General features: G+C 71.9%; 21 protein-coding genes. 10 read left to right on the top strand and 11 right to left on the bottom strand.

Annotated elements, in window-relative coordinates; translation table 11 throughout:
- Window positions 1-249: 249 nt before the first annotated feature.
- From ACWEOE_RS30650 to ACWEOE_RS30630, 5 genes are all read right to left on the bottom strand, one after another.
- On the bottom strand, window positions 250-744 hold the full coding sequence (locus ACWEOE_RS30650) for a hypothetical protein (RefSeq protein WP_452015229.1): 495 nt from the start codon (window positions 742-744) through the stop codon (window positions 250-252).
- A 41-nt stretch (window positions 745-785) separates the two neighbouring features.
- Entirely contained in the window at window positions 786-1,286 is a 501-nt protein-coding gene (locus ACWEOE_RS30645; RefSeq protein WP_452015227.1) for a hypothetical protein, read from the bottom strand.
- Between the two features lie 79 nt (window positions 1,287-1,365).
- Window positions 1,366-2,034 carry a phosphonatase-like hydrolase gene (locus tag ACWEOE_RS30640; protein WP_452015225.1) on the bottom strand — a complete coding sequence of 223 codons (669 nt, stop codon included), beginning with the start codon at window positions 2,032-2,034 and terminating at the stop codon, window positions 1,366-1,368.
- Complete coding sequence (locus tag ACWEOE_RS30635) at window positions 2,031-3,149, bottom strand: TIGR03364 family FAD-dependent oxidoreductase (RefSeq protein WP_452015223.1); 1,119 nt, start codon at window positions 3,147-3,149, stop codon at window positions 2,031-2,033. The genes ACWEOE_RS30640 and ACWEOE_RS30635 overlap by 4 nt, the downstream gene beginning before the upstream one ends.
- Window positions 3,150-3,236: 87 nt before the next feature.
- The gene (locus ACWEOE_RS30630; protein WP_452015221.1) at window positions 3,237-3,617 is read right to left on the bottom strand and encodes a DoxX family protein; all 381 of its coding nucleotides are present in this window, start codon (window positions 3,615-3,617) and stop codon (window positions 3,237-3,239) included.
- A 109-nt stretch (window positions 3,618-3,726) separates the two neighbouring features.
- Between ACWEOE_RS30630 and ACWEOE_RS30625 the strand changes: the two genes are divergently transcribed.
- From ACWEOE_RS30625 to ACWEOE_RS30610, 4 genes are all read left to right on the top strand, one after another.
- On the top strand, window positions 3,727-4,938 hold the full coding sequence (locus ACWEOE_RS30625; protein WP_452015219.1) for an APC family permease: 1,212 nt from the start codon (window positions 3,727-3,729) through the stop codon (window positions 4,936-4,938).
- A gap of 123 nt (window positions 4,939-5,061) precedes the next feature.
- Window positions 5,062-5,868 (top strand): S1 family peptidase, encoded by an 807-nt coding sequence (locus ACWEOE_RS30620; protein ID WP_452015217.1) that lies wholly within the window; start codon window positions 5,062-5,064, stop codon window positions 5,866-5,868.
- Window positions 5,869-5,973: 105 nt separating this feature from the next.
- Window positions 5,974-6,954, top strand: a complete 981-nt coding sequence (locus ACWEOE_RS30615; RefSeq protein WP_452015215.1) for a LuxR C-terminal-related transcriptional regulator — start codon at window positions 5,974-5,976, stop codon at window positions 6,952-6,954.
- Between the two features lie 119 nt (window positions 6,955-7,073).
- Complete coding sequence (locus ACWEOE_RS30610; RefSeq protein ID WP_452015213.1) at window positions 7,074-7,520, top strand: hypothetical protein; 447 nt, start codon at window positions 7,074-7,076, stop codon at window positions 7,518-7,520.
- 121 nt (window positions 7,521-7,641) lie between these two features.
- Here ACWEOE_RS30610 and ACWEOE_RS30605 read toward each other — a convergent pair whose 3' ends face one another.
- From ACWEOE_RS30605 to ACWEOE_RS30595, 3 genes are read right to left on the bottom strand one after another with little or no spacing between them, the layout of a single operon-like run.
- On the bottom strand, window positions 7,642-8,658 hold the full coding sequence (locus ACWEOE_RS30605; protein ID WP_452015211.1) for a YhjD/YihY/BrkB family envelope integrity protein: 1,017 nt from the start codon (window positions 8,656-8,658) through the stop codon (window positions 7,642-7,644).
- A gap of 50 nt (window positions 8,659-8,708) precedes the next feature.
- Complete coding sequence (locus ACWEOE_RS30600) at window positions 8,709-9,479, bottom strand: transglutaminase-like domain-containing protein (RefSeq protein ID WP_452015209.1); 771 nt, start codon at window positions 9,477-9,479, stop codon at window positions 8,709-8,711.
- A 40-nt stretch (window positions 9,480-9,519) separates the two neighbouring features.
- On the bottom strand, window positions 9,520-10,746 hold the full coding sequence (locus tag ACWEOE_RS30595) for a cytochrome P450 (RefSeq protein ID WP_452015207.1): 1,227 nt from the start codon (window positions 10,744-10,746) through the stop codon (window positions 9,520-9,522).
- Window positions 10,747-11,488: 742 nt separating this feature from the next.
- Between ACWEOE_RS30595 and ACWEOE_RS30590 the strand changes: the two genes are divergently transcribed.
- The gene (locus tag ACWEOE_RS30590; protein ID WP_452015205.1) at window positions 11,489-11,851 is read left to right on the top strand and encodes a VOC family protein; all 363 of its coding nucleotides are present in this window, start codon (window positions 11,489-11,491) and stop codon (window positions 11,849-11,851) included.
- 4 nt (window positions 11,852-11,855) lie between these two features.
- Here the strand turns inward: ACWEOE_RS30590 and ACWEOE_RS30585 are convergent, their stop codons facing one another.
- Both ACWEOE_RS30585 and ACWEOE_RS30580 read right to left on the bottom strand, forming a co-directional pair.
- Complete coding sequence (locus ACWEOE_RS30585) at window positions 11,856-12,473, bottom strand: hypothetical protein (protein WP_452015203.1); 618 nt, start codon at window positions 12,471-12,473, stop codon at window positions 11,856-11,858.
- A gap of 545 nt (window positions 12,474-13,018) precedes the next feature.
- Entirely contained in the window at window positions 13,019-13,507 is a 489-nt protein-coding gene (locus ACWEOE_RS30580; RefSeq protein WP_452015201.1) for a pyridoxamine 5'-phosphate oxidase family protein, read from the bottom strand.
- 258 nt (window positions 13,508-13,765) lie between these two features.
- On the opposite strand from ACWEOE_RS30580, the gene ACWEOE_RS30575 reads away from it, so the two are divergent.
- A complete protein-coding gene (locus tag ACWEOE_RS30575; RefSeq protein WP_452015199.1) occupies window positions 13,766-13,888 on the top strand; it encodes a hypothetical protein in 123 nt (40 codons plus the stop codon).
- Window positions 13,889-13,897: 9 nt separating this feature from the next.
- A complete protein-coding gene (locus ACWEOE_RS30570; protein WP_452015197.1) occupies window positions 13,898-14,698 on the top strand; it encodes an alpha/beta fold hydrolase in 801 nt (266 codons plus the stop codon).
- A gap of 4 nt (window positions 14,699-14,702) precedes the next feature.
- Here ACWEOE_RS30570 and ACWEOE_RS30565 read toward each other — a convergent pair whose 3' ends face one another.
- Window positions 14,703-15,281 carry a VC0807 family protein gene (locus ACWEOE_RS30565; protein WP_452015195.1) on the bottom strand — a complete coding sequence of 193 codons (579 nt, stop codon included), beginning with the start codon at window positions 15,279-15,281 and terminating at the stop codon, window positions 14,703-14,705.
- 192 nt (window positions 15,282-15,473) lie between these two features.
- On the opposite strand from ACWEOE_RS30565, the gene ACWEOE_RS30560 reads away from it, so the two are divergent.
- Genes ACWEOE_RS30560 through ACWEOE_RS30550 form a run of 3 tightly spaced genes read left to right on the top strand, consistent with a single transcriptional unit; the run spans window position 15,474 to window position 18,219 of the window.
- A complete protein-coding gene (locus tag ACWEOE_RS30560; RefSeq protein ID WP_452015193.1) occupies window positions 15,474-16,604 on the top strand; it encodes a sensor histidine kinase in 1,131 nt (376 codons plus the stop codon).
- Complete coding sequence (locus ACWEOE_RS30555) at window positions 16,589-17,245, top strand: response regulator (protein WP_452015191.1); 657 nt, start codon at window positions 16,589-16,591, stop codon at window positions 17,243-17,245. Before ACWEOE_RS30560 ends, ACWEOE_RS30555 begins: the two co-directional genes overlap by 16 nt.
- Window positions 17,246-17,265: 20 nt before the next feature.
- Window positions 17,266-18,219, top strand: coding sequence for a squalene cyclase (locus ACWEOE_RS30550; RefSeq protein WP_452015189.1), 954 nt, complete (start codon window positions 17,266-17,268; stop codon window positions 18,217-18,219).
- The last annotated feature ends 143 nt before the right edge of the window (window positions 18,220-18,362 follow it).

The following is an 18,362-nucleotide window of genomic DNA, read 5'->3' as shown; positions in this document are numbered from 1 at the left end:
GACCACCTGCCACTGCTCGTCAGTCAACTCATGCCTACGCACCACAACCCAAGATCAAAGCAGGTCGCACCGCCCACTTTGAGGACAGGCCCTAGGGGCGGACCGGGTGGCCGACGATTCGAGCGGACGGGAAGATCACCCGGATGCCGCGGGGGCGTGCGGCACCCGGGTGACCTTCCGGCCGGCATCGGGACGGCTCGGGCCGGCGGCCCCCCGAATGAGCCGTCCGGTGTCGGCGCGGCGAAGCGGTCACCGGGGAGGCGACTGCTTCAGGACCACAGTGCGCTCGCCGAGCGGCGCGGCCAGCGCGACGGACAGGAACGGGTAACGCAGGTTCATCGTGCACATCTGGCCGGTCTGGGCCTTGGTCTCGCTCAGGTCCACGACCACGTGCTGCGCGGTCTGCTCGATCGCCTCGCCGAGGGCGTGGCCGCAACCGCCCTCTTCGGCGCGCACGTTGAGGATCGTGCCGCCGTTGGCGGTGTACACCTCGTGCGGGAAGCCGGACGGCAGGGCGGTCGCGTCGACCTTGGCGGGAGGTACCGGGGTGCTGCCGGCCGGAACCTCGAACCGCGGTTTGCCCGTGGGGTTCGGGGGCGCCGGGGGCACCGAGGAAGGCGCGGTCGAGACGCTGCCGCTCGGTGCCGCGGGGTCGCCTGGGGAATCAGTGGCCATGGTTTGGCCGCAGGCTGTCACCGTGGCGAGGATCAAGCCCGTGCCGACCAGCTTCGTCAAGTACCTCATGCGTCCAGGACGGAACGGAACCCGCGAACGGTTGCACGTGATCACGGACCGGGGCGCAGCACCAGCGTGCGACCGCCGAGCGGCTCGGCCAGCGGCACGGGCAGCGACACCTCGCGCACGTGCATGGGGCACATCTGACCGCGCGGGGCCTTGGTGACGGTGATGACCACGACGGCTTTCTGCGCCGTCTGCTCGCCGGCGGCGGCCACGATGTGGTCGCAGCCCGCCTCGTCGGCGTGGATGACCACGACCTTGCCGCCCTGGGCGAGCGTCACGTCGTGGGGGTAGCCGCCGGGCAGCGCCGACGCGTCGATCTGGCCCGCGGCCGGTGCCGTGTCGCCGGGAGGCACGCCCTGCGTCGGGTGGCTCTGGGGCGGCCCGGCCGGAGAAGACGGGGGCGTGGGTGCCTGGGGAGGCGCAGAGACCGACGACGGGGGCACGGGCAACGAAGACGCAGTAGAAGAAGGCGGCGAAGAAGAAGGCGCCCCCGCCGGCGCCGTTCCCCCGCCGCAGGCCGCGACGCCGAGCAGCAGCACGCTCACACCCAGGACTTTCACCGTTGTCCGCATACCGTGCGGACGGAATCCGGGCCGCCCGGGTTGCACCCGCCGCCGAGAAACTTCAGCCGAGCACGTCCGGCAGGTCGCGGACCGAAGCCACCACGTGCGTCGCCCCCGCTTCCAGCAGCCCGGCCCGCGTCCCGGCGCCGGTCAGCACGCCGGCCACCACACGCGCCCCCGCGGACAAGCCGGTGCGCACGTCCGAGGGCGTGTCCCCGGCGACGGCGACGTTGCGCACGTCGGTGATCCCCAGCCGCAGCACGGCCGTGAGCACGAGATCGGGGTACGGCCGCCCGCGCAGGCCCTCACCCGGTGCGAGCGTGAGGTCGGCGAGGCCACGCCAGCCCAGCGAGTCGAGGATCGTCTGCAGCGTCACGGGCGCGAAGCCGGTGGTCAGCGCCACCTTCACGCCGCCGTGGCGCAGACCGCGGATCACGTCCTCGGCACCCGGCACCGGCTCGCACTCCCCCGCCGCGACGAGCCGGGCGTAGGCGCGTTCGAACTCGGCGTTGGCGCGCTGCGCGAGCTCCTCCGTCGGCAGCAGCGCACGAAAGACGGTGATTTTCGACTGCCCCATGGTGGCGTGCACGTGGCCGAGCATCACCGGAAAGCGATCGTCCACTTCGGACACTCCGGCGCTCGCGATCGCGGCGGTGAAGGCACGCACCACGAGCCCGTCGTCGACGACGGTCGTGCCGGCCAGGTCCAGCACCACGAGCTCGGTCGTCACAGGCCCAGCTCCCGCGCCGTGTCCTCGGCGATCGCCGGCGAGCACGTCATCCCGCGCCCGCCGGGTCCGGTGACGAGGAAAGCGTTGTCCGCCAAGCGTTCCCGGTGCACGACCGCGGCCGGGTCGAGGGCCTGGGCGTAGACCCCGGCCCACCGGCGGCGGATCCGGGGCAGCGGCCGGCCCAGCAGCGCGCCGGCGACCTCGGCGAGGTGCTCGTACGGGTCTTCGGTCACGTCGAAGCCGAAGGGCTGCTCGTACTCGTGCGTGTCGCCGATGGTGAGCGAGCCGTCGAGGCGCTGCACCATGAGCAGCTGCATCGCGTGGGCGGCGGCGGTGTCGCCCTGCGGCTGCCCGCGGCCGAGCTCGGCGAGCGCGTCGCCGCGGAAGGCCGGGTAGTAGCGGAAGCTGTCGGCATCGGCGACGCTCGTGGTCAGCGGCTCGCCGAGCGGCTCGGCCTGGGCCATCTGCAGGCGGACGCGGCGCACGGGCACCTCACCGGCGAGCTCACGCACGAGACCGCCGAGCCACGCACCGGTGCAAAAGATCACGATGTCGCCTTCGTGGTGCTGCCCGTGGTCGTCCACCACACCGGTTTTCGTCAGCGCCCGCACTTCGCGGCCGGGCAGCCAGGTGTGGCGTCCGGTCTTCGCGAGGGCCGCGCGCAGGGCGGGCTGGGCGGTGCGCGGTTCCACGGCGGCGTCGCGTTCACACCAGAGCGCGGCCGTGAAGTCACCGCGCAGCGCGGGGTTCAGCCGGCGCGTTTCCTCGGGCGTGAGCAGCCGAAAGCCACGCTCGGCTGCGTCGGGCTTCGCGGCGGCGGCTTCGGCGACGGCACGTTCGGCTTCGGTGCGCAGGACCGTCAGCGAGCCGTTGGGACGGAAACCCAGCCCGGGCGTCCGTTCGCCGATCTCCTGCCACAGCTCGCGCGCCCGCAGCGCGGTCGTGAGCTCGGGCCCGTCCGCGCGGCCACTCACCCACACGAGCCCGAAGTTGCGCACGGACGCACCGCGGGCCTCGGGTTCCCGCTCCAGCTGCACCACGTCGTGCCCACGGCCGACGGCCTGCCACGCGTGCATGGTCCCCAGCACGCCCCCACCCACGATCAGTACTCGCACGCCCGCCACAGTCGCGGCCGGGCGGGAATGGGGGTTGTCGGGCCGGGGAACAGCAGGTGAAGACGTGGCGGTCGCTTGATTCGGTTGTCACAGCCGACCGGCGGCGACGAACACGGCGACGGCGAGGATCACGACGTTGGCGCCGACGTTGCGCCACTGGGCGGCCTGGTGCTGCGTGATCGCGAGGCGCGCGTGCATGGCCATGGCACCGAGCATCACCACGACCAGCCCGACGGCGGCCCAGCCCGTGAGACTCGGCGCGACGCCGGTGAGCTGCGGCAGGATCAGGCCCACCACCGCGATGAGCTCGCAGATCGCGGTGAAGCGCACCACCGGCAACGGGTAGGCGGCCGCGCCGGTCTGGCCGGTTTCGAGCATCCGCTCGCGCGACATCGTGGACTTGAGCCAGCCGGACAGGGCGAACAGCAGGGCGAGCACGATCTGCCCGGTCCAGAGTGCGGCGTTCACGGGGGCCTCCCTTCACATGGCGGTCGAGGGAGGAACGAAGCCACGGGGTGAGGTGTGACAGCGACTGTGGTTCGCTGTCGCTGCCGAAGCCAGGGAGAGGAACCACACGATGCCGCTCGCACGCCGGTTGGGGCTGGGGGACGCCGTGTTCCTCGGGCTCGGGTCGATGATCGGCGCGGGGGTGTTCGCGGCGTTCGCGCCCGCGGCCGCCGCGGCGGGGGCCGGGCTGCTGCCCGCGCTGGGGATCGCGGCGGTGGTGGCGTTCTGCAACGCGACGTCGTCCGCCCGGCTCGCGGCCCGGCACCCGGAGTCGGGCGGCACGTACGTGTACGGGCGGGCGCGGCTCGGCGAGTTCTGGGGTTACCTCGCGGGCTGGGGGTTCGTCACCGGCAAGACGGCGAGCTGCGCGGCGATGACACTGACAGTCGTGGCGTACGCGGCACCCGGCGTCGGACAGCCGTGGCGCGCGATCATCGCCGTCGCCGTGGTCGCGGCGGTCACCGGCGTCAACTGCCTCGGGGTGCACCGCTCGGCGCTGGCGACGCGGGTGATCGTGGTGATCACGCTCGTGGTGCTGGCCGCGGCGGTGGTGAGCGCGACGTCGCGGGGGTTCGCGGCCGAGCCCTTCGCCCCGTTCGACGGCACCGGCGTGCTGACCGCGGCGGGCTTGCTGTTCTTCGCGTTCGCGGGCTACGCGCGGCTGGCGACGCTCGGGGAAGAGGTGCGCGACCCCGCGAAGACGATCCCGCGGGCCATCCCGCTCGCCCTCGGGCTCACGCTCGTGGTCTACACCGTGGTCGCCGTCGCCCTGCTGCTCACGCTGGGTCCGCAGCGGCTCGCGGCGAGCGCCGACCCGCTCGCGGAGGCGGCGGCGCCGTGGCTCTCGCCCGTGGTGCGAGCGGGCGCGACGCTGGCGTCGCTGGGCTCGTTGCTGGCGCTGGTGCTGGGCGTCTCGCGCACGTCGCTCGCGATGGCCCGCGACGGGCACCTGCCGCGCGCGCTCGCCGTCGTGCACCCGCGCTACGAGGTGCCGCAGCACGCGGAACTGGCGGTGGGCGTGGTGGTGGCGGTGCTCGCGACCACGGTGGATCTCCGTGGTGCGATCGGGTTTTCGTCGTTCGCGGTGCTGGCGTACTACGCGATCGCCAACGCGTCGGCACTGCGGCTGCGCGCGGACGAAAACCCGGCGCCGCGGTTCGTGGCGGTGGCCGGGCTGGTGGGGTGTGCGGTGCTGGCGTTCAGCCTGCCGTGGGTTTCGGTCGTGGCCGGGTGTGTGGTGTTGGCGATCGGGGCGCTGGCCTACTTCGTGCGCCGTCGCTGAGCCGGGCCGGTCGCCCGAAAGATCCGAAGAAAGTTGGTTGTCCGATTACCGGGCATCTGGTGTAGTCGAGTCATCACTCCCCGTATCTCCTCTCCCTTGTGGACACCGGAAGGACGGATCCCCATGACGCTCGCCAGACGGTTCACCCTGCTCGGAAAAGCTCTCGTCGCCGTCACCGCACTGGCCGCCGCGGCCGGGTTCGCGACCCCCGCCGTGGCGGGGCCACCGCCCTCGACCAACGGCACGCAGGTGGTGGGCGGCACCCGAGCCGCGCAGGGTGAATTCCCTTGGATGGTAAGGCTTTCCATGGGCTGTGGCGGTGCGTTGTACACGCCGCAGATCGTGCTCACGGCCGCCCACTGCGTCACGCGCACGGGCTCGAACTCCTCGATCACCGCGACGCTCGGCGTGGTCGACCTGCAGAGCTCCAGCGCGAAAAAGGTGCGCTCCAGCTACGTCTACCGCTCCACGACGTACGACACCACCGGCGGTGACTGGGCCCTGATCAAGCTCGCCAGCCCGGTCAGCGGCATCCCCACGCTGCCGCTCGCGTCGAGCACGTCCCTGAACTCCGGCACGTTCACCATCGCCGGCTGGGGCGGCGCGACCGAGGGCGGCGCTCAGCAGCGCTACCTGCTCAAGGCCCAGGTGCCCTTCGTGACCGACGCGACCTGCAAGGCTCAGGGCGGCGACTACACCAGCCTCATCCCCAGCGCGGAGATCTGCGCGGGCAACGTCTCGGCCGGCGGCGTCGACACCTGCCAGGGTGACTCCGGCGGCCCGATGTTCCGCCGCGACACCGCCGGCGAATGGGTCCAGGTCGGCATCACGAGCTGGGGCACCGGCTGCGCTCGTGCCCATGCGCCCGGCGTGTACACCGAGGTCACGAGCTTCACGAGCGCCATCGCCGCGACAGCCGCGAAGATCTGAAGGTTCTGACGGAGGCGGCGTGACCCCATCGGGGCACGCCGCTTTCGTAACGTGATCGGCCGATTACCCGACTTGCCGAAAAGGGGGCTGATCACTGGGGGCGGCATGCGCGGGAGCACACGGACGGAGATCCTGGCGGGCCTTGTCTCGGCCGAAGCGGCCCAGGTGTACGAACGGCTCCACACCGCGGGCCGGCTGCCGGTCGGGGCGGGCGCCTACGACCCGGACGCACCTGCCGAGCGTGAGCTGCAGGAGGCGGGGGTGATCAGCTTCGGCGGCGCGGGGGCGGACCGGTTCGCGCGAGCGGTGCCACCGGCCGTCGCGTTGCGGCGGCTGCTCGATCGCCAGCACCGGCGCATTTCCGAGCTGCAAGCCGATCTCGCGGGCACCTGGGAACGGTTCACCGCGTTCGTCGCCCCCACCGGCGGGCTCACCGCGGTCGACGGCGAAGGGGTCCGCGCGATCGAGGACCACGACGAGCTGACCCGGCTCGCGTCCGGCCTCTACCGCTCGCCGCGGCAGCTGCTGCGCGCCACGTTCACCGGCAGCACCGCCGGGCACCGGGTGAGCGAGGGCGTGCTGCTGCCGCCCGCCGACGCCCTGGCGGCGGGCGCGGAGTTCCGCATGATCTACGACGCCGCCCACGCTCAGGACGACTGGGGCGCCCGCAGCATCCGCGAGTCCACGGCCGCCGGCGAGCAGGCGCGGGTCCGCAAGTCCGTGCCGGTGCGGATGATGCACGTGGACGACACCGTCGCACTGGTCACGATCGACCGCACGGGCGTGTCGGGTGCGCTGCACGTGACCTCACCCGAGCTGCTGAAGCTGCTCGCCGAGTGGTTCGACGCTCTGTGGGCCGCCCCGGACACCGTGCCGCTCGACGGCGCGGACGGCGACGAGCTCACCCCCGCCCGACGCCGGGTGCTGTCACTGCTCGCCGCGGGGCTGACCGACGAGGCGATCGCGCGCAGCACGGGTACCGGCGAGCGGACCGTGCGGCGGCACGTGTGCGCGATCCTCGAGATCCTGCAGGTCGAAAGCCGATTCGCCGCCGGCGTGGCGGCCGCCAAGCGCGGTTGGGTGTAGTCGCCGTCGCCAGTGGCCGGAACCGGACAATGGCCGGAAAATCACTCCCCGGGTCTCCCCCGCGCCGGAAAGGTGGGACGAACGGGTCGAGGGGCGACCCGGCCAGGGGAAGGATTTCGATGCGCAGGATTCTCACACTCGCCAGTGCCGTCGCACTCGTCGGCACCGCGGTCTTGGCGGCAGCGCCGGCCGGGCAGGCGGCCGGTCGGTACTCGATCGTCGGCACGTGCCCGGGAAACATGGTCAGCGGCTTCCCGAAGACGTTGCACAACGCGGTCGACGAGACGCAGGGCATCGTCGAGCTCAGGTACTCCAGTGCCAACGGGGGCACGAACTGCGCCAAGGTCTACGACAACGCGTCGGGCAAGCACGCGATGAGCGTGACGATGACCGTCGACACGATTCCCGGCTCCGGCCAGGACTCCGGCACGTTCGAGACCTACGCCGGCGGCGTTTTGGTCACCGGGACCAACGGCCACTGCGCCCACGTGAGCGGCACGCTGGTGATGGGCACGCACTCGATCGACCACTTCACCTTCAGCTCGGGCCCCGTCGCCTGCGGCTGATCGGAGGGAGGTCCTTTCAGGACTCGATCGAGTGTCCTGAAAGGACCTCACCGCGGCTTGTCCAGCCGCGCCAACGCTTCCTCGTACCCACTCACCAGCTCCGCCACCAGTCGCACGCCGCTCATGACCGGCGTCGGCCACGCAATGCGAAGAAGGTGCCCAGCGCCCCCAGCACCGCGCCGAGCGCGAGGGGACCGGCCGTGTGCCGACGCGGCGCGACCACCGGTCGCAGCTGGGTGGGCGAGGGCGGCGGCACCGGCTTCCGCGGTGCGTCGCGAGCCGTTGCCGTCCACGCGGTGATGTAGACGAGCATGCGGGCGATCAGGGAAATGAAGAACAGCAGACCGATCACCGACCCGAACGCGACGCCCGACGGCGACGCGCTGATCAAGCTCAGGTAGAAGCCGCCCGCCTGTTTCAGCAGTTCGAAGCCCAGCGCCGCCGCCACCGCGCCGCGCATCGCGCTGCGCCAGCCGACGCGTTCACGCGGCAGCCGCGTGAGCACCCACAGGAACACCAGCCAGTCGGCCAGCAGCGCGAGCGGCACCGAGGTCGCCGAGAGCACCGAATGGCCCCAGCTCGTGTCGTCGACGCCGATGAGTTGCAGCAGGTAACGCCCCACGGCCGTACCCGACACGGTGATCCCGAACGACACCAGCAACGCGGCCGCGAGCCCCAGCAGCGCGAGCACGTCCATCATGATCGTGCGCAGCAGTGGGCCCTCGGAGCGGTTCTGGCCGTACATCGCGGTGAGCGCGTCGCGCAGGGAGTTCATCCAGTTCCAGCCGGAGTAGAGGCCGACGACGAGACCCGCGACCCCGACGCCGGTGCGCTGCTCCACGAAGCCGGTCAGCAGCTCCGAGGCCTTGTCGCCGAGTGCGCCCGGCAGCGTGCCGGAGATCGCGTGCAGCATCTGGTCGAGCAGGTGCGGCTGCGTGGCCAGCACGAACCCCGCGGCCGACGACGCCAGCATCAGGATCGGAACCAGTGAGAGCAGGCTGAAGTACGTGATCGAGGCGACGTAGTGGTAGCCCCCGTACTCGAGGTACCGGTTGGTGGCCAGCGCGAGGTGGTCGAGCCAGCGGTACCGGGCACGCGCGCGGGCCCACCGGCTCGGCCCAGGCAGTTGACGGTTCACGGTCACTGTCTACCCAGCCGGGGCCAGGTTTGTCGCACCGGACCCGCGTTTCAGGCGAGGACCACCGGTTTGTCGTGATCGTCGAGCGGCGGCGGGGCGTCGGTGGTGGCGAAAACGGTGGCGCCGAGGAAGTCGAGCTCGCAGCCGAGGGGCGTGAGGAACCCGGTGTCGGCGGCGTCGCGTCCGGTGGCGATGCGCAGCATGGTCTGGCGCGGCGCGAGGCGCGTCGCGTCGAACACCAGCCAGCGGCCGCCGACGCCGGCCTCGAACACGGCGTGGAAGTCCATGGGTTTGAGGCCCGGCGCGTAGACGGTGGTGAAGCGCGCGGGAATGCCCGCGGCGCGGCAGAGGGCGATGCCCGCGTGCGCGAAGTCGCGGCAGGCGCCTTCGCGGGCTTTCAGGGTGGCGGCGGCGTCGCGGCCCGCGGGGCTGGCCGGGGCGTAGGTCAGCCGGGTGTGGAGGTGGTCGGTGATGACGCGGACGAGGGCGCGGTCGTCCTGGTGCTCGAACGCGGTCATGCGGTCGGACGGGCAGAAGCGGCTCGGGCGGGTGTAGCGGGCGAGGTCGGCGAGCGTCACGGCCTCGGCGGACGCGCGGCACAGCGTGCGTTCGGCGTGGTAGGTCACGCGGTGCTCGCCGGCGGGCAGGTCGTACACCTCGGCGCGGGTGCCGTGGTCGAGCTCGGCCACGCGCGGGGCGCCCGCGCCGGACACGGTGAGCTCGTCGGCGTCGGCGTGCACGGCGGCGACCGAGATCGCGGCGAGACCGGGCTTCGTCACCCGGACGCCGAACTCGACGTCGACCGTCACGCGTTGCGCCACCGGCCCATCATGCCGGTTTCGGGCGGTTCCGGCGCGGTTGTCAGTGGTAGCGGACCTGGTAGTGCTTGATGCCGTTGAGCCAGGCCGACCGCAGGCGCTCGGGCTGGGCGAGCTCGGTGATCCCGGGCATCACGTCGGCGATCGCGGAGAAGATGAGGTCGATCTCGAGGCGGGCGAGGTTGGCGCCGAGGCAGTAGTGCGAGCCGGTGCCGCCGAAGCCGACGTGGGGGTTGTCCTCGCGGAACACGTCGAAGCGCTCGGGCTCGTCGAACACCTCGGGGTCGAAGTTGGCCGAGCTGTAGAACATGCCGACGCGATCGCCGCGGCGGATGTGCGCGCCGCCGAGCTCGGTGTCGCGCGTGGCGGTGCGCTGGAAGGCGACCACGGGCGTGGCCCAGCGGACGATCTCGTCGGGCGCGGTCTTGGGTTTTTCCTCGCGGTAGCGCGCCCACTGGTCGGGGTGGTCGAGGAAGGCCTTCATGCCGTGGGTGATGGCGTTGCGCGTGGTCTCGTTGCCCGCGACGGCCAGCAGGATCACGAAGAACCCGAACTCGTCGGAGCCCAGTGCCTCGCCGTCGACGTCGGCCTGCACGAGCCGGGTCACGATGTCGTCGACCGGGCAGCGGCGGCGTTCCTCGGCCATGTTCCAGGCGTAGCCGACGAGCTCGGCACTCGCGGTGAGGGGTTCGAGCTCGTACTCGGGGTCGTCGTAGGCCACCATCTGGTTGGACCAGTCGAAGATCTTCATGCGGTCCTCCTGCGGCACCCCGATGAGCTCGGCGATGGTCTGCAGGGGCAGCTCGCACGCGACGTCGGTGACGAAATCACCGTGCCCCTTGCGCCTGGCCTCGGCGACGATGCGCTCGGCGCGCTCGCGCAGGGTGTCCTCGAGCTTGGCGATCGAGCGCGGCGTGAAACCCTTCGCGACGACGCGACGCAGCTTGGTGTGCTGCGGGGCGTCCATGTTGAGCAGCACGAGGCGGTTGGCGTCGAGGTTCTGCTCGGTCATGCCGTCGTTGAAGCGGATGATGGCGGTCTTTTCCCGCGACGAGTACAGCTCGCAGTCGCGCGAGACTTCCTTGACGTCGGCGTGGCGCGTGACGACCCAGTAGCCGTCGTCGCCGAAGCCCGCGGTGTTGCGCCGCTGCGGGTTCCACCACACGGGCGCCGTACGCCGCAACTCGGCGAATTCCGCCAAGGGCAGGCGGTTCGCGTAGAGATCCGGGTCCGTGAAGTCGAAACCGGCGGGCAAAAGCGGAGCGGCCACGGCTGCCTCCTGCACGGGATCGGTGGTGACTCGCGCACTGCAACACGTTCTATGAGCAAGTAGAGCATACGGTGTTTACTTACGGAACCCCGTTTGGTGATACGTGTTTACTTTACCGATTCTGCGCTGGTGATCGAGCGCTCAGTTGGTGAAGATCGAAATTACGGGACAGCTGGGAGTTGTTGTTCAAAAGGGAAACGTGTTCTGGTTTTGGGGAGGATTTCAGCGGAAGGGGATCCCGCGGGCGACCCCTCGACGCGCAGGGCCGGTCAGCCCACTCGGTGGGGGCCGACGCGATCTGCGCCGGCGTGGCATGCGGCCCGGAGTTCGATGAGCCGGGTGCCCTTCGGCTCGCCACGCCAAAGCCCGCGGTGTGCGGCCACTTCGACTGTGTCACGGGACGAGGCCTCCGGAAGACCACTGTGGACGGTCTGGTCCGCCTGAAGCCGGCGGTGTCCACACGGCGGGCCCGTCGTCCCAGATATCCGACGGTGCGGCGGCATTGCTGCGCATGGACACCGACCGCCCGCGTCCCCGCCGAAGCGTTGTTCGCCGAGCCTCGCTACCACCTGGACGGCCCCGTGCGGGCCACCGCGCGCGTGCTCGCGTCGGTCGGCATGACGAAGCGTTTTCTCGGTCGGCCTCTCATGGGCGCACGGTCACCGTTGGCGAGCCACCAGCCGAACGAGCCGCCGCTTGCCGATCGGGCTGAAACACGCGTGGTTCGGCTTACGCTGAGGTGATGAAACTGACCGCAACCGTGCTCGGCGCCCCCGACCCGCGGGCGCTGGCGAAGTTCTACCAAGGCCTGCTGGGCTGGCCCCTCGGGGTGAACGAGCCGGACTGGGTCACGCTGCGGCCACCCCTGGGTGGGCCGGGTCTGTCGTTCCAGTTGGAGCGTGAGCTGGTGCCGCCGAAGTGGCCGCAGCAGTCCGGGTACCAGCAGATGATGATGCACCTGGACATCGAGGTCGACGACCTCGCGAAGGCCGGCGCGAAAGCCGTCGCGGCCGGGGCGCGGCTCGCGGACTTCCAGCCGCAGGAGCACGTCCGTGTGTACCTCGACCCGGCCGGGCACCCGTTCTGCCTGTGGAGCCGGCCCTGAACCCTCACGCCAACGGCACGCCGACCACCCCGGGCGGCATCCGCCCCGGCTCCCGCCGCCACGCCGCGGCGAACGCGTGGGCAAGCCGCTTCGGCACCTCGACCTGGGCGCCGCCCTCGTGGAAATCGATGGTCACCAACGTCGCTTCGACCTCCCACGGCACCCGGCGCAGCAGCTTCGCGTAGTCCGCGCTCGACGACACGAACCCGAGCACCCGGCGCGACCGCAGGCGCCGCACCTCGTGCAGGATCGCCGCTTCGATCGTCCCCGCCGGCCAGTCGCGCAGCCTCAGCTTCCGGTCGTAGCGCGCGATCGGCTCCTCCGCCCTCGCGACTCCGTAGCCGCCACTGAGGATCAGCAACCGACCGGACGCCGCGGCGTCGGGCAACGCGTCACCGACGTTCCGGTAGAAGTGCCCGCCGTACCGCCGCCATGCGGGCAACCACGCCCGCTCGTCCACACCCGACCGCGGCAGGATCTCCTCGCGGGCGCGCATCAGCTCCTCGGGCCAGTCCTCCGCGCACGCCGCCACGCGCGGGCTGCCACCAGTGACCTTGGCTTTCGACGGGCCGATGATCAGCAACGTCCCGGGCTCGTCGACCAGGTCCTCCACCAGACGCATGCCCCGCATTGAACCACCCGGCCCGCCGACCCTCGGCACATCGGCGATCTGGCCTCGCGACTCCGGCGACCGAGCCGAACTGCACCGCCGGAACCCGCCGCCCGGAGCCCGAGTCCGGCTACCGGCGCCCGCCGCGAGGCAGCTCGGCACCCAGTGCCCAAGACTTGCATGCCCGAGCAGAGCTGCGACGGTGTCCGTGCCCCACCGGCAACCGACCACGCCGCCTGACCACCCGACCGGGCCGGCCGACTCAGCACAACCGCGCGCCGCGCGCCGACATCCGGCGCCAGGAATCGGCAAGCCGCGACAGACGTGCGCCCAAGGAGTGAGCAATCACCCTGGGAAACCAACCAGCCCACGGCAATTCAGTCACTCAATGCCGCGACGCTCGCCACGCGGCCCGCGCACCCGCGCACCCACGCACCCACGCACCCACGCACCCGCGCCCCCGCGCCCCCGCGCACAGAAAAACCCCACCACGGCCGCTGGCCGACCCCTGACCGGCGACACACCGACCCGAGGCCAGCGTCGATCCGTACGAAAACTCAGCCCAGCACCGTTCGCTCCACCGGTCCGTTGTCCGGCCTCGCGAACCGCACCCACGCACCCCCGTCGTGCCAGGATTCGACGAACAGCGTGTTGTCGGTGACCCACGTGTACACCGCCTCGGAGATGTCCAGGTGGAACAGATGGCTCGCCGGGTCGACGCCGAGGCGCTCGACTTCGTCCGCGGCCGTGATCTCCGAAGCGACTCCCGCGAGTTTGGCGTCCCCCTCGCCGCCGTCTTCGATGCCGGGGTAGGCGTGCAGGGCGAAGCGGCCGTCGCGTTGGAGGTCGCGAGCCTTGAGGGCGTGGAGCATCGAGCCGATGTACAGGCGGCCGTCGTCGCGGAAGGCGACTTCGGAGCCGCTCACGCGGGGTGAGCCGTCGCGGCGCAGGGTGGCCAGGACGTGGGATTCGCCGGCCGTGAATCGTCTGTGGATGTGGGAAGCGAGCGACGGGGCCGCCGCCGCGAAGGTCTGCCAGGTGGTCATACGCGCCAGTCAAGCACCCGCCACCGACAGAACCAGGCGCCGTGCACCGGTTCGGGTGAGGTGCCTCGGCGAGCCGTGAAGGCACCACGGCCCCAAAGCGCCCGCGGTCACCGTCCATTTCGGACACCCTTCACTTCGGCGGACTCCCCGGCGCCGCCGTTTCGAGCGCACCTTCCGTCATCCGCGTCCGCGCCGCCGGAGTGATCGCGTACACGCCACAGTGCCCCGGCTCCGCGGCACGACCCGGCAACCGGTGCCGTGGCGTCGGGGCAGGTCGTCGGGCTACTGCGTGACGTGGTGCGGATGGCGGACCTGATCGCACAGATCGCGCCCGACGCGGAGGCGATCCTGCGCCGCCTCGGCGGTGGTGGTTGTGCTTGACTTCAAGGCATGATCTCGGAAAGCCGCTGCCCGGTCGCGGAGGGCGAGCTCGCCGTCCGCACCGGTGGTGAGGGCCCGATGCTGCTGCTCGTCCCCGGGGGCACCGGCGGCGCGGACTCGGTGCGCGCGCTCACCAAGCTCCTCCAGGCGGACCACACCGTGGTCACCTACGACCGGCGCGGCCACTTCGCCAGCACCGACACCACCACGGGCCCGGTGCCCGTTTCGCGCCACGCGGACGACGCCCTCGCCGTGCTCGACCACGTCGGCGCCGGTCCGATCCCCGTCTTCGGCACGAGCGCCGGCGCCCTCATCGGCCTCGACCTCGCCGCGCGCCACCCCGACCGGGTGTCCGTGCTGGTCGCGCACGAACCCCCCGCCGTGCAGCTCATGCCCGACGCCACGGGCTGGCTCGAAGCCGTGAACGAACAGGTGCGGCTGGCCCGTTCCGGTGACGTGATGGGAGCCTTCACCCGCTTCGCCGACGGCATCGCCGGCGCGGCCCTGCCCGACCTGCCCAACCTGCGGCTGCCGCAGGAGCAGGAGTGGCTGCGGCTGTTCGACCGCGAGCTCACCGAGTTCTTCGACTACCTGCCCGACCTGCGCGCCCTGCGCCGCGCGAGCACCGAGATCGTGCCCGCCGCCGGTGAAGGCAGCCGCGGCCGTTACCACTACCAGCCGGCGAAGATCCTGGCGCTGGAGCTGGGTCTGCCGTTCGCCGAGGTCCCCGGTGCCCACCTCGCCCCGCAACGCAACGCCCCGAAGTTCGCGGCGGCGTTGCGGGAACTGATCACCGCGGCGCAGGCCTGACCGGTCACGCCGTCCGCAGCCGGTTCCGATAGACCAGCCCGACAACCAACCCGGCGGCGATGACCGCCCAGCCGATCGGCTTGCCCACCGCCAGGAACGTCGCGGTCGGCAGGGAGATCGCCAGTACCAGCAGCACCACCGCGTGCAGCACGAGCACCCCGCCGACCAAAGCCGTCAGGACGGTGAGGGCACGGCGGGGAACTGACCGGCCCTCACGGGCGCCGGCGAAGCGGTGCACCACGAGCAGCAACGGCTTGCCGATCAGCGCCGAGGCGATGAGCACCAGGCCGAGCGGTCCGGTGAGCACGGCTTCCTGCAGTTTCAGCACCAGCTCGTTGCCGCCGGTGAGCCCGAGGACCACGAGCATCGCCACGAATCCCGCGATGGCCACGGCGCCGACCGGGTCCAGGCGCCGCCGGACGGCGAACTCGCCGACGGTCACCAGCAGCGGGATGGCGGCGGAGATCGCGAGGGCCACCACCTCGCTGCCGACGACCGGCTCGAGGATCAGGTACACCCCCAGCGGCACGGCGACGTTCAGTACGAGGCTCGGCAGCAGCCGGCGCAGCAGTTCGGGTTTCACGAGTCAGGTCCTCCCGTTCGGTGACCTGCCCAGCGTCGCCTCCGTGACCGCCTCCCCGCGTCGGCGCCAGGGTGGGAAATCCTTCTCGACCCCGGGGTCTACGCGCACCGCGGCAGCTCCGCCCGTCGCCGCGACCACAGTTACACCCGAGGGTTGACGACTCGCGCCCGTGCCGCCGATACCGTCGGTCGGGTGTCCGAACCACGCGTGAGCAGCACCGTCCACCGCTGGCGGCAAGCGGGGGCGTTGCTCGTGCTGGCGCTGCTGACGTGGCTCGCGGCCCACTCCGAGCCCCGCCCGGCGCTGCACGGGCCGGGCCTGGGCGTGCTGCTGGGCCTGTTCGGCGTGCTGGTCGGCGGGGCCACGCTGCTGGGCACCGAACCCCGGCGGCGGCTGCCCGCGGCGGTCGAGACCACCGTGTTCCTCGTCGTGCTGGCGAGCTCGGTCACGCTGGTCTGGCTCGAGCCCAACGGCACGGGGTTCTTCGGCGGGTTCCTACTGGCCAGCGTCGCCTCGGCGCGGCTGAGCACGCGCGCGGGCACCGTGGTCACGGGTGTGGCCGTGGCGGCGCTCGTGGCGGCCAGCTTGTGCGGGGCTCGCCACGACGTCGTGCCCACGCTGCTGAGCGCGCTCGGCATGCTGGCGTTCCACCGGCTCGGCCTCTACACGCGCCGGCTCAAGGAACGCACCGAGGAGCTCGAACAGACCCGCGCGGCCCAGGTCCGCGCGGCCGCGCTCGCGGAGCGGCAACGGCTCGCCCGCGAGATGCACGACGTGCTCGCCCATTCGCTCTCCGGCCTGCTGCTGCACCTCGAAGGCGCGCGGTTGCTGTCCGTCCACAGTGGAGCCGATCCTCGGCTGACCGACGCGGTGGAGCGCGCCCACCAGCTCGCGCAGAGCGGGCTCGCCGAGGCTCGCCAGGCGATCGGCGCGCTGCGCGGCGAGGACCTGCCAGGCCCCGAACGGCTGCCGGTGCTCGCGGCGGCGTTCGAACGCGACACCGGGATCCCCTGTGAGGTCACCGTTTCAGGCCAGGCGCCCGCATTGGCCGCGCAGACGCGGCTCACGCTGTACCGGGTGGCGCAGGAGGCCCTGACGAACGTGCGCAAGCACGCCGACGCCGAGCGCGTGGACTTGCGCCTGACCTACGAACCGGGCGGCACGCTGCTCACCGTCGAAGACCGCGGCAGCCCCGCCACCGGCCTCGGCGACCACGGTTACGGTGTCAGCGGCATGCGCGAACGCGCCGCGCTGCTCGGCGGGCAGCTCGACGCCGCACCGACCGGCACCGGATTCCGGGTGAGCCTGTGGGCACCGGCGTGATCCGCGTGCTCGTGGCCGACGACCAGCGCGTGGTGCGCGACGGCCTGTCGATGCTGCTCGGCCTGCTGCCCGGCGTCGAGGTCGTGGGCACCGCCGCCGACGGCGAAGAGGCGACCGAGCTGGCCGGGCGGCTCAAGCCCGACGTCGTGCTGATGGACCTGCGCATGCCCCGCTGCGACGGGATCGAGGCCACGCGCCGCATCCGCGCCCACAATCGTGCGGTGCAGGTCGTCGCGCTCACCACGTACGCCGACGACCGGTCCGTGCTCGACGCGGTGCAGGCCGGCGCCCGCGGTTACCTCACGAAAGACGCCGGCGCCGACGACATCCGCGCCGCGCTGAGCCAGGTGACGCGCGGTGCGGCGGTGATCGACCCCGCCGTGCAGCACCACCTCGTCGACGCGCTCACCTCGGCCGCACCCCGGCCCCCGCAGGCCCCGCCCGACCGCCTCACGCCTCGCGAGGTCGACGTGCTCACCCTGATCGCCGACGGCCTGTCCAACACCGAGATCGCGCACCGGCTCTTCGTCGCCGAGGCCACCGTGAAGAGCCACATCAACCGCATCCTGGGCAAGATCGGCGCGCGCGACCGGGCCCAGGCCGTGGGGTACGCGTACCGCCACGGGCTGACTTCCGGTTGACACGACCGTAGAGTCGGCGCATGGCTGACGTGCTCCCGTGGCTGCTCGACTCCGACCCGGCCCTGCGCTGGCAGGTCGAACGCGACCTCGCGGGCGAACCACCCGCCGTCTGGCAGGCCACGCGCGCCCGCGTCGCCACCGAGGGCTTCGGCGCGCGGCTGCTCGCGCTGCAGGACCCGGACGGCCAGTGGGCCGGCGGCGCATACTTCCCCGCCGATTTCCGGGGCTCGCCGGAAGACGGCCAGCCGTGGACCGCGACCACGTGGTCCCTCAACGCCCTGCGCGACTGGGGCCTCGACCCGGCCGTGCTCGCCGGGACCGCCGAACTGCTCGCCCGCAACAGCCGGTGGGAGTACGAGAACCTGCCGTACTGGGGCGGCGAGGTCGACGTCTGCATCAACTCGTGGACGCTCTCCAACGGTCTCTGGCTCGGCGCGGACGTCCACGGCATCGCCGAGTGGTTCGTCGAGCACCGCCTGCCCGACGGCGGCTGGAACTGCCTGTGGGTGGAGGGTGCACGGCGCTCGTCCGTCCACTCGACCCTCAACGCCCTGAAGGCCCTGCTGGACTACGAGGTCGCGGGCGGTGACGCCGGGGTTTTTCGGTCCGCGCGCCTCGCCGGCCAGGAATACCTGTTGTCCCGCAAGCTCTTCCGCCGCCTGTCGGACGGCGAGCCGATCGCGCCGTGGACGCTGCTGTTCAGCTACCCGTTCCGCTGGTTCTACGACGTCCTCAACGCCGCCGACTACTTCCGCACCGCCGCCCTCGTCGACGGCACCGCCCCCGACCCGCGGATGGCGGAGGCCATCGAGGCCATCCGCGCCGCCCGCCGCCCCGACGGCACGTGGCAGCAGTCGCGCAGCCTTCCCGGCGAGGTCTGGTTCGAGGTCGACTCGCCGGCCGGGGAGCCGTCGAAGTGGCTCACTTTCCACGCGATGAGGGTGCTGGATTGGTGGGACTGTCACGCTCGCTGAGTCAGGGGGCGGTCTTTCAGAAAAAGGGAACCCGCCCCCAAACCCGGCCGCTGCGGCGCCAGGGGCTGAGTTGTCAAACTCGGCTTGCCTGTGGAAACCCGGGCAGCCTCCGCGCGAAGGCAAGCACGGGACGGACGAAGCGA

This window comes from Amycolatopsis sp. NPDC004368, from assembly GCF_053602515.1.
The sequence above is the reverse complement of the archived record's forward strand: the minus strand, read 5'-3'. Positions and strand labels throughout refer to the sequence as shown.

Bases quoted from the DNA above. Each gene is read 5' to 3' on its own strand.
- ACWEOE_RS30650 (WP_452015229.1), bottom strand. From the start codon at position 744: ATGAGGTACTTGACGAAGCTGGTCGGCACGGGCTTGATCCTCGCCACG.
- ACWEOE_RS30625 (WP_452015219.1), top strand. From the start codon at position 3,727: ATGCCGCTCGCACGCCGGTTGGGGCTGGGGGACGCCGTGTTCCTCGGG.
- ACWEOE_RS30620 (WP_452015217.1), top strand. From the start codon at position 5,062: ATGACGCTCGCCAGACGGTTCACCCTGCTCGGAAAAGCTCTCGTCGCC.
- ACWEOE_RS30615 (WP_452015215.1), top strand. From the start codon at position 5,974: ATGCGCGGGAGCACACGGACGGAGATCCTGGCGGGCCTTGTCTCGGCC.
- ACWEOE_RS30610 (WP_452015213.1), top strand. From the start codon at position 7,074: ATGCGCAGGATTCTCACACTCGCCAGTGCCGTCGCACTCGTCGGCACC.
- ACWEOE_RS30590 (WP_452015205.1), top strand. From the start codon at position 11,489: ATGAAACTGACCGCAACCGTGCTCGGCGCCCCCGACCCGCGGGCGCTG.
- ACWEOE_RS30585 (WP_452015203.1), bottom strand. From the start codon at position 12,473: ATGCGTCTGGTGGAGGACCTGGTCGACGAGCCCGGGACGTTGCTGATC.
- ACWEOE_RS30580 (WP_452015201.1), bottom strand. From the start codon at position 13,507: ATGACCACCTGGCAGACCTTCGCGGCGGCGGCCCCGTCGCTCGCTTCC.
- ACWEOE_RS30570 (WP_452015197.1), top strand. From the start codon at position 13,898: ATGATCTCGGAAAGCCGCTGCCCGGTCGCGGAGGGCGAGCTCGCCGTC.
- ACWEOE_RS30550 (WP_452015189.1), top strand. From the start codon at position 17,266: ATGGCTGACGTGCTCCCGTGGCTGCTCGACTCCGACCCGGCCCTGCGC.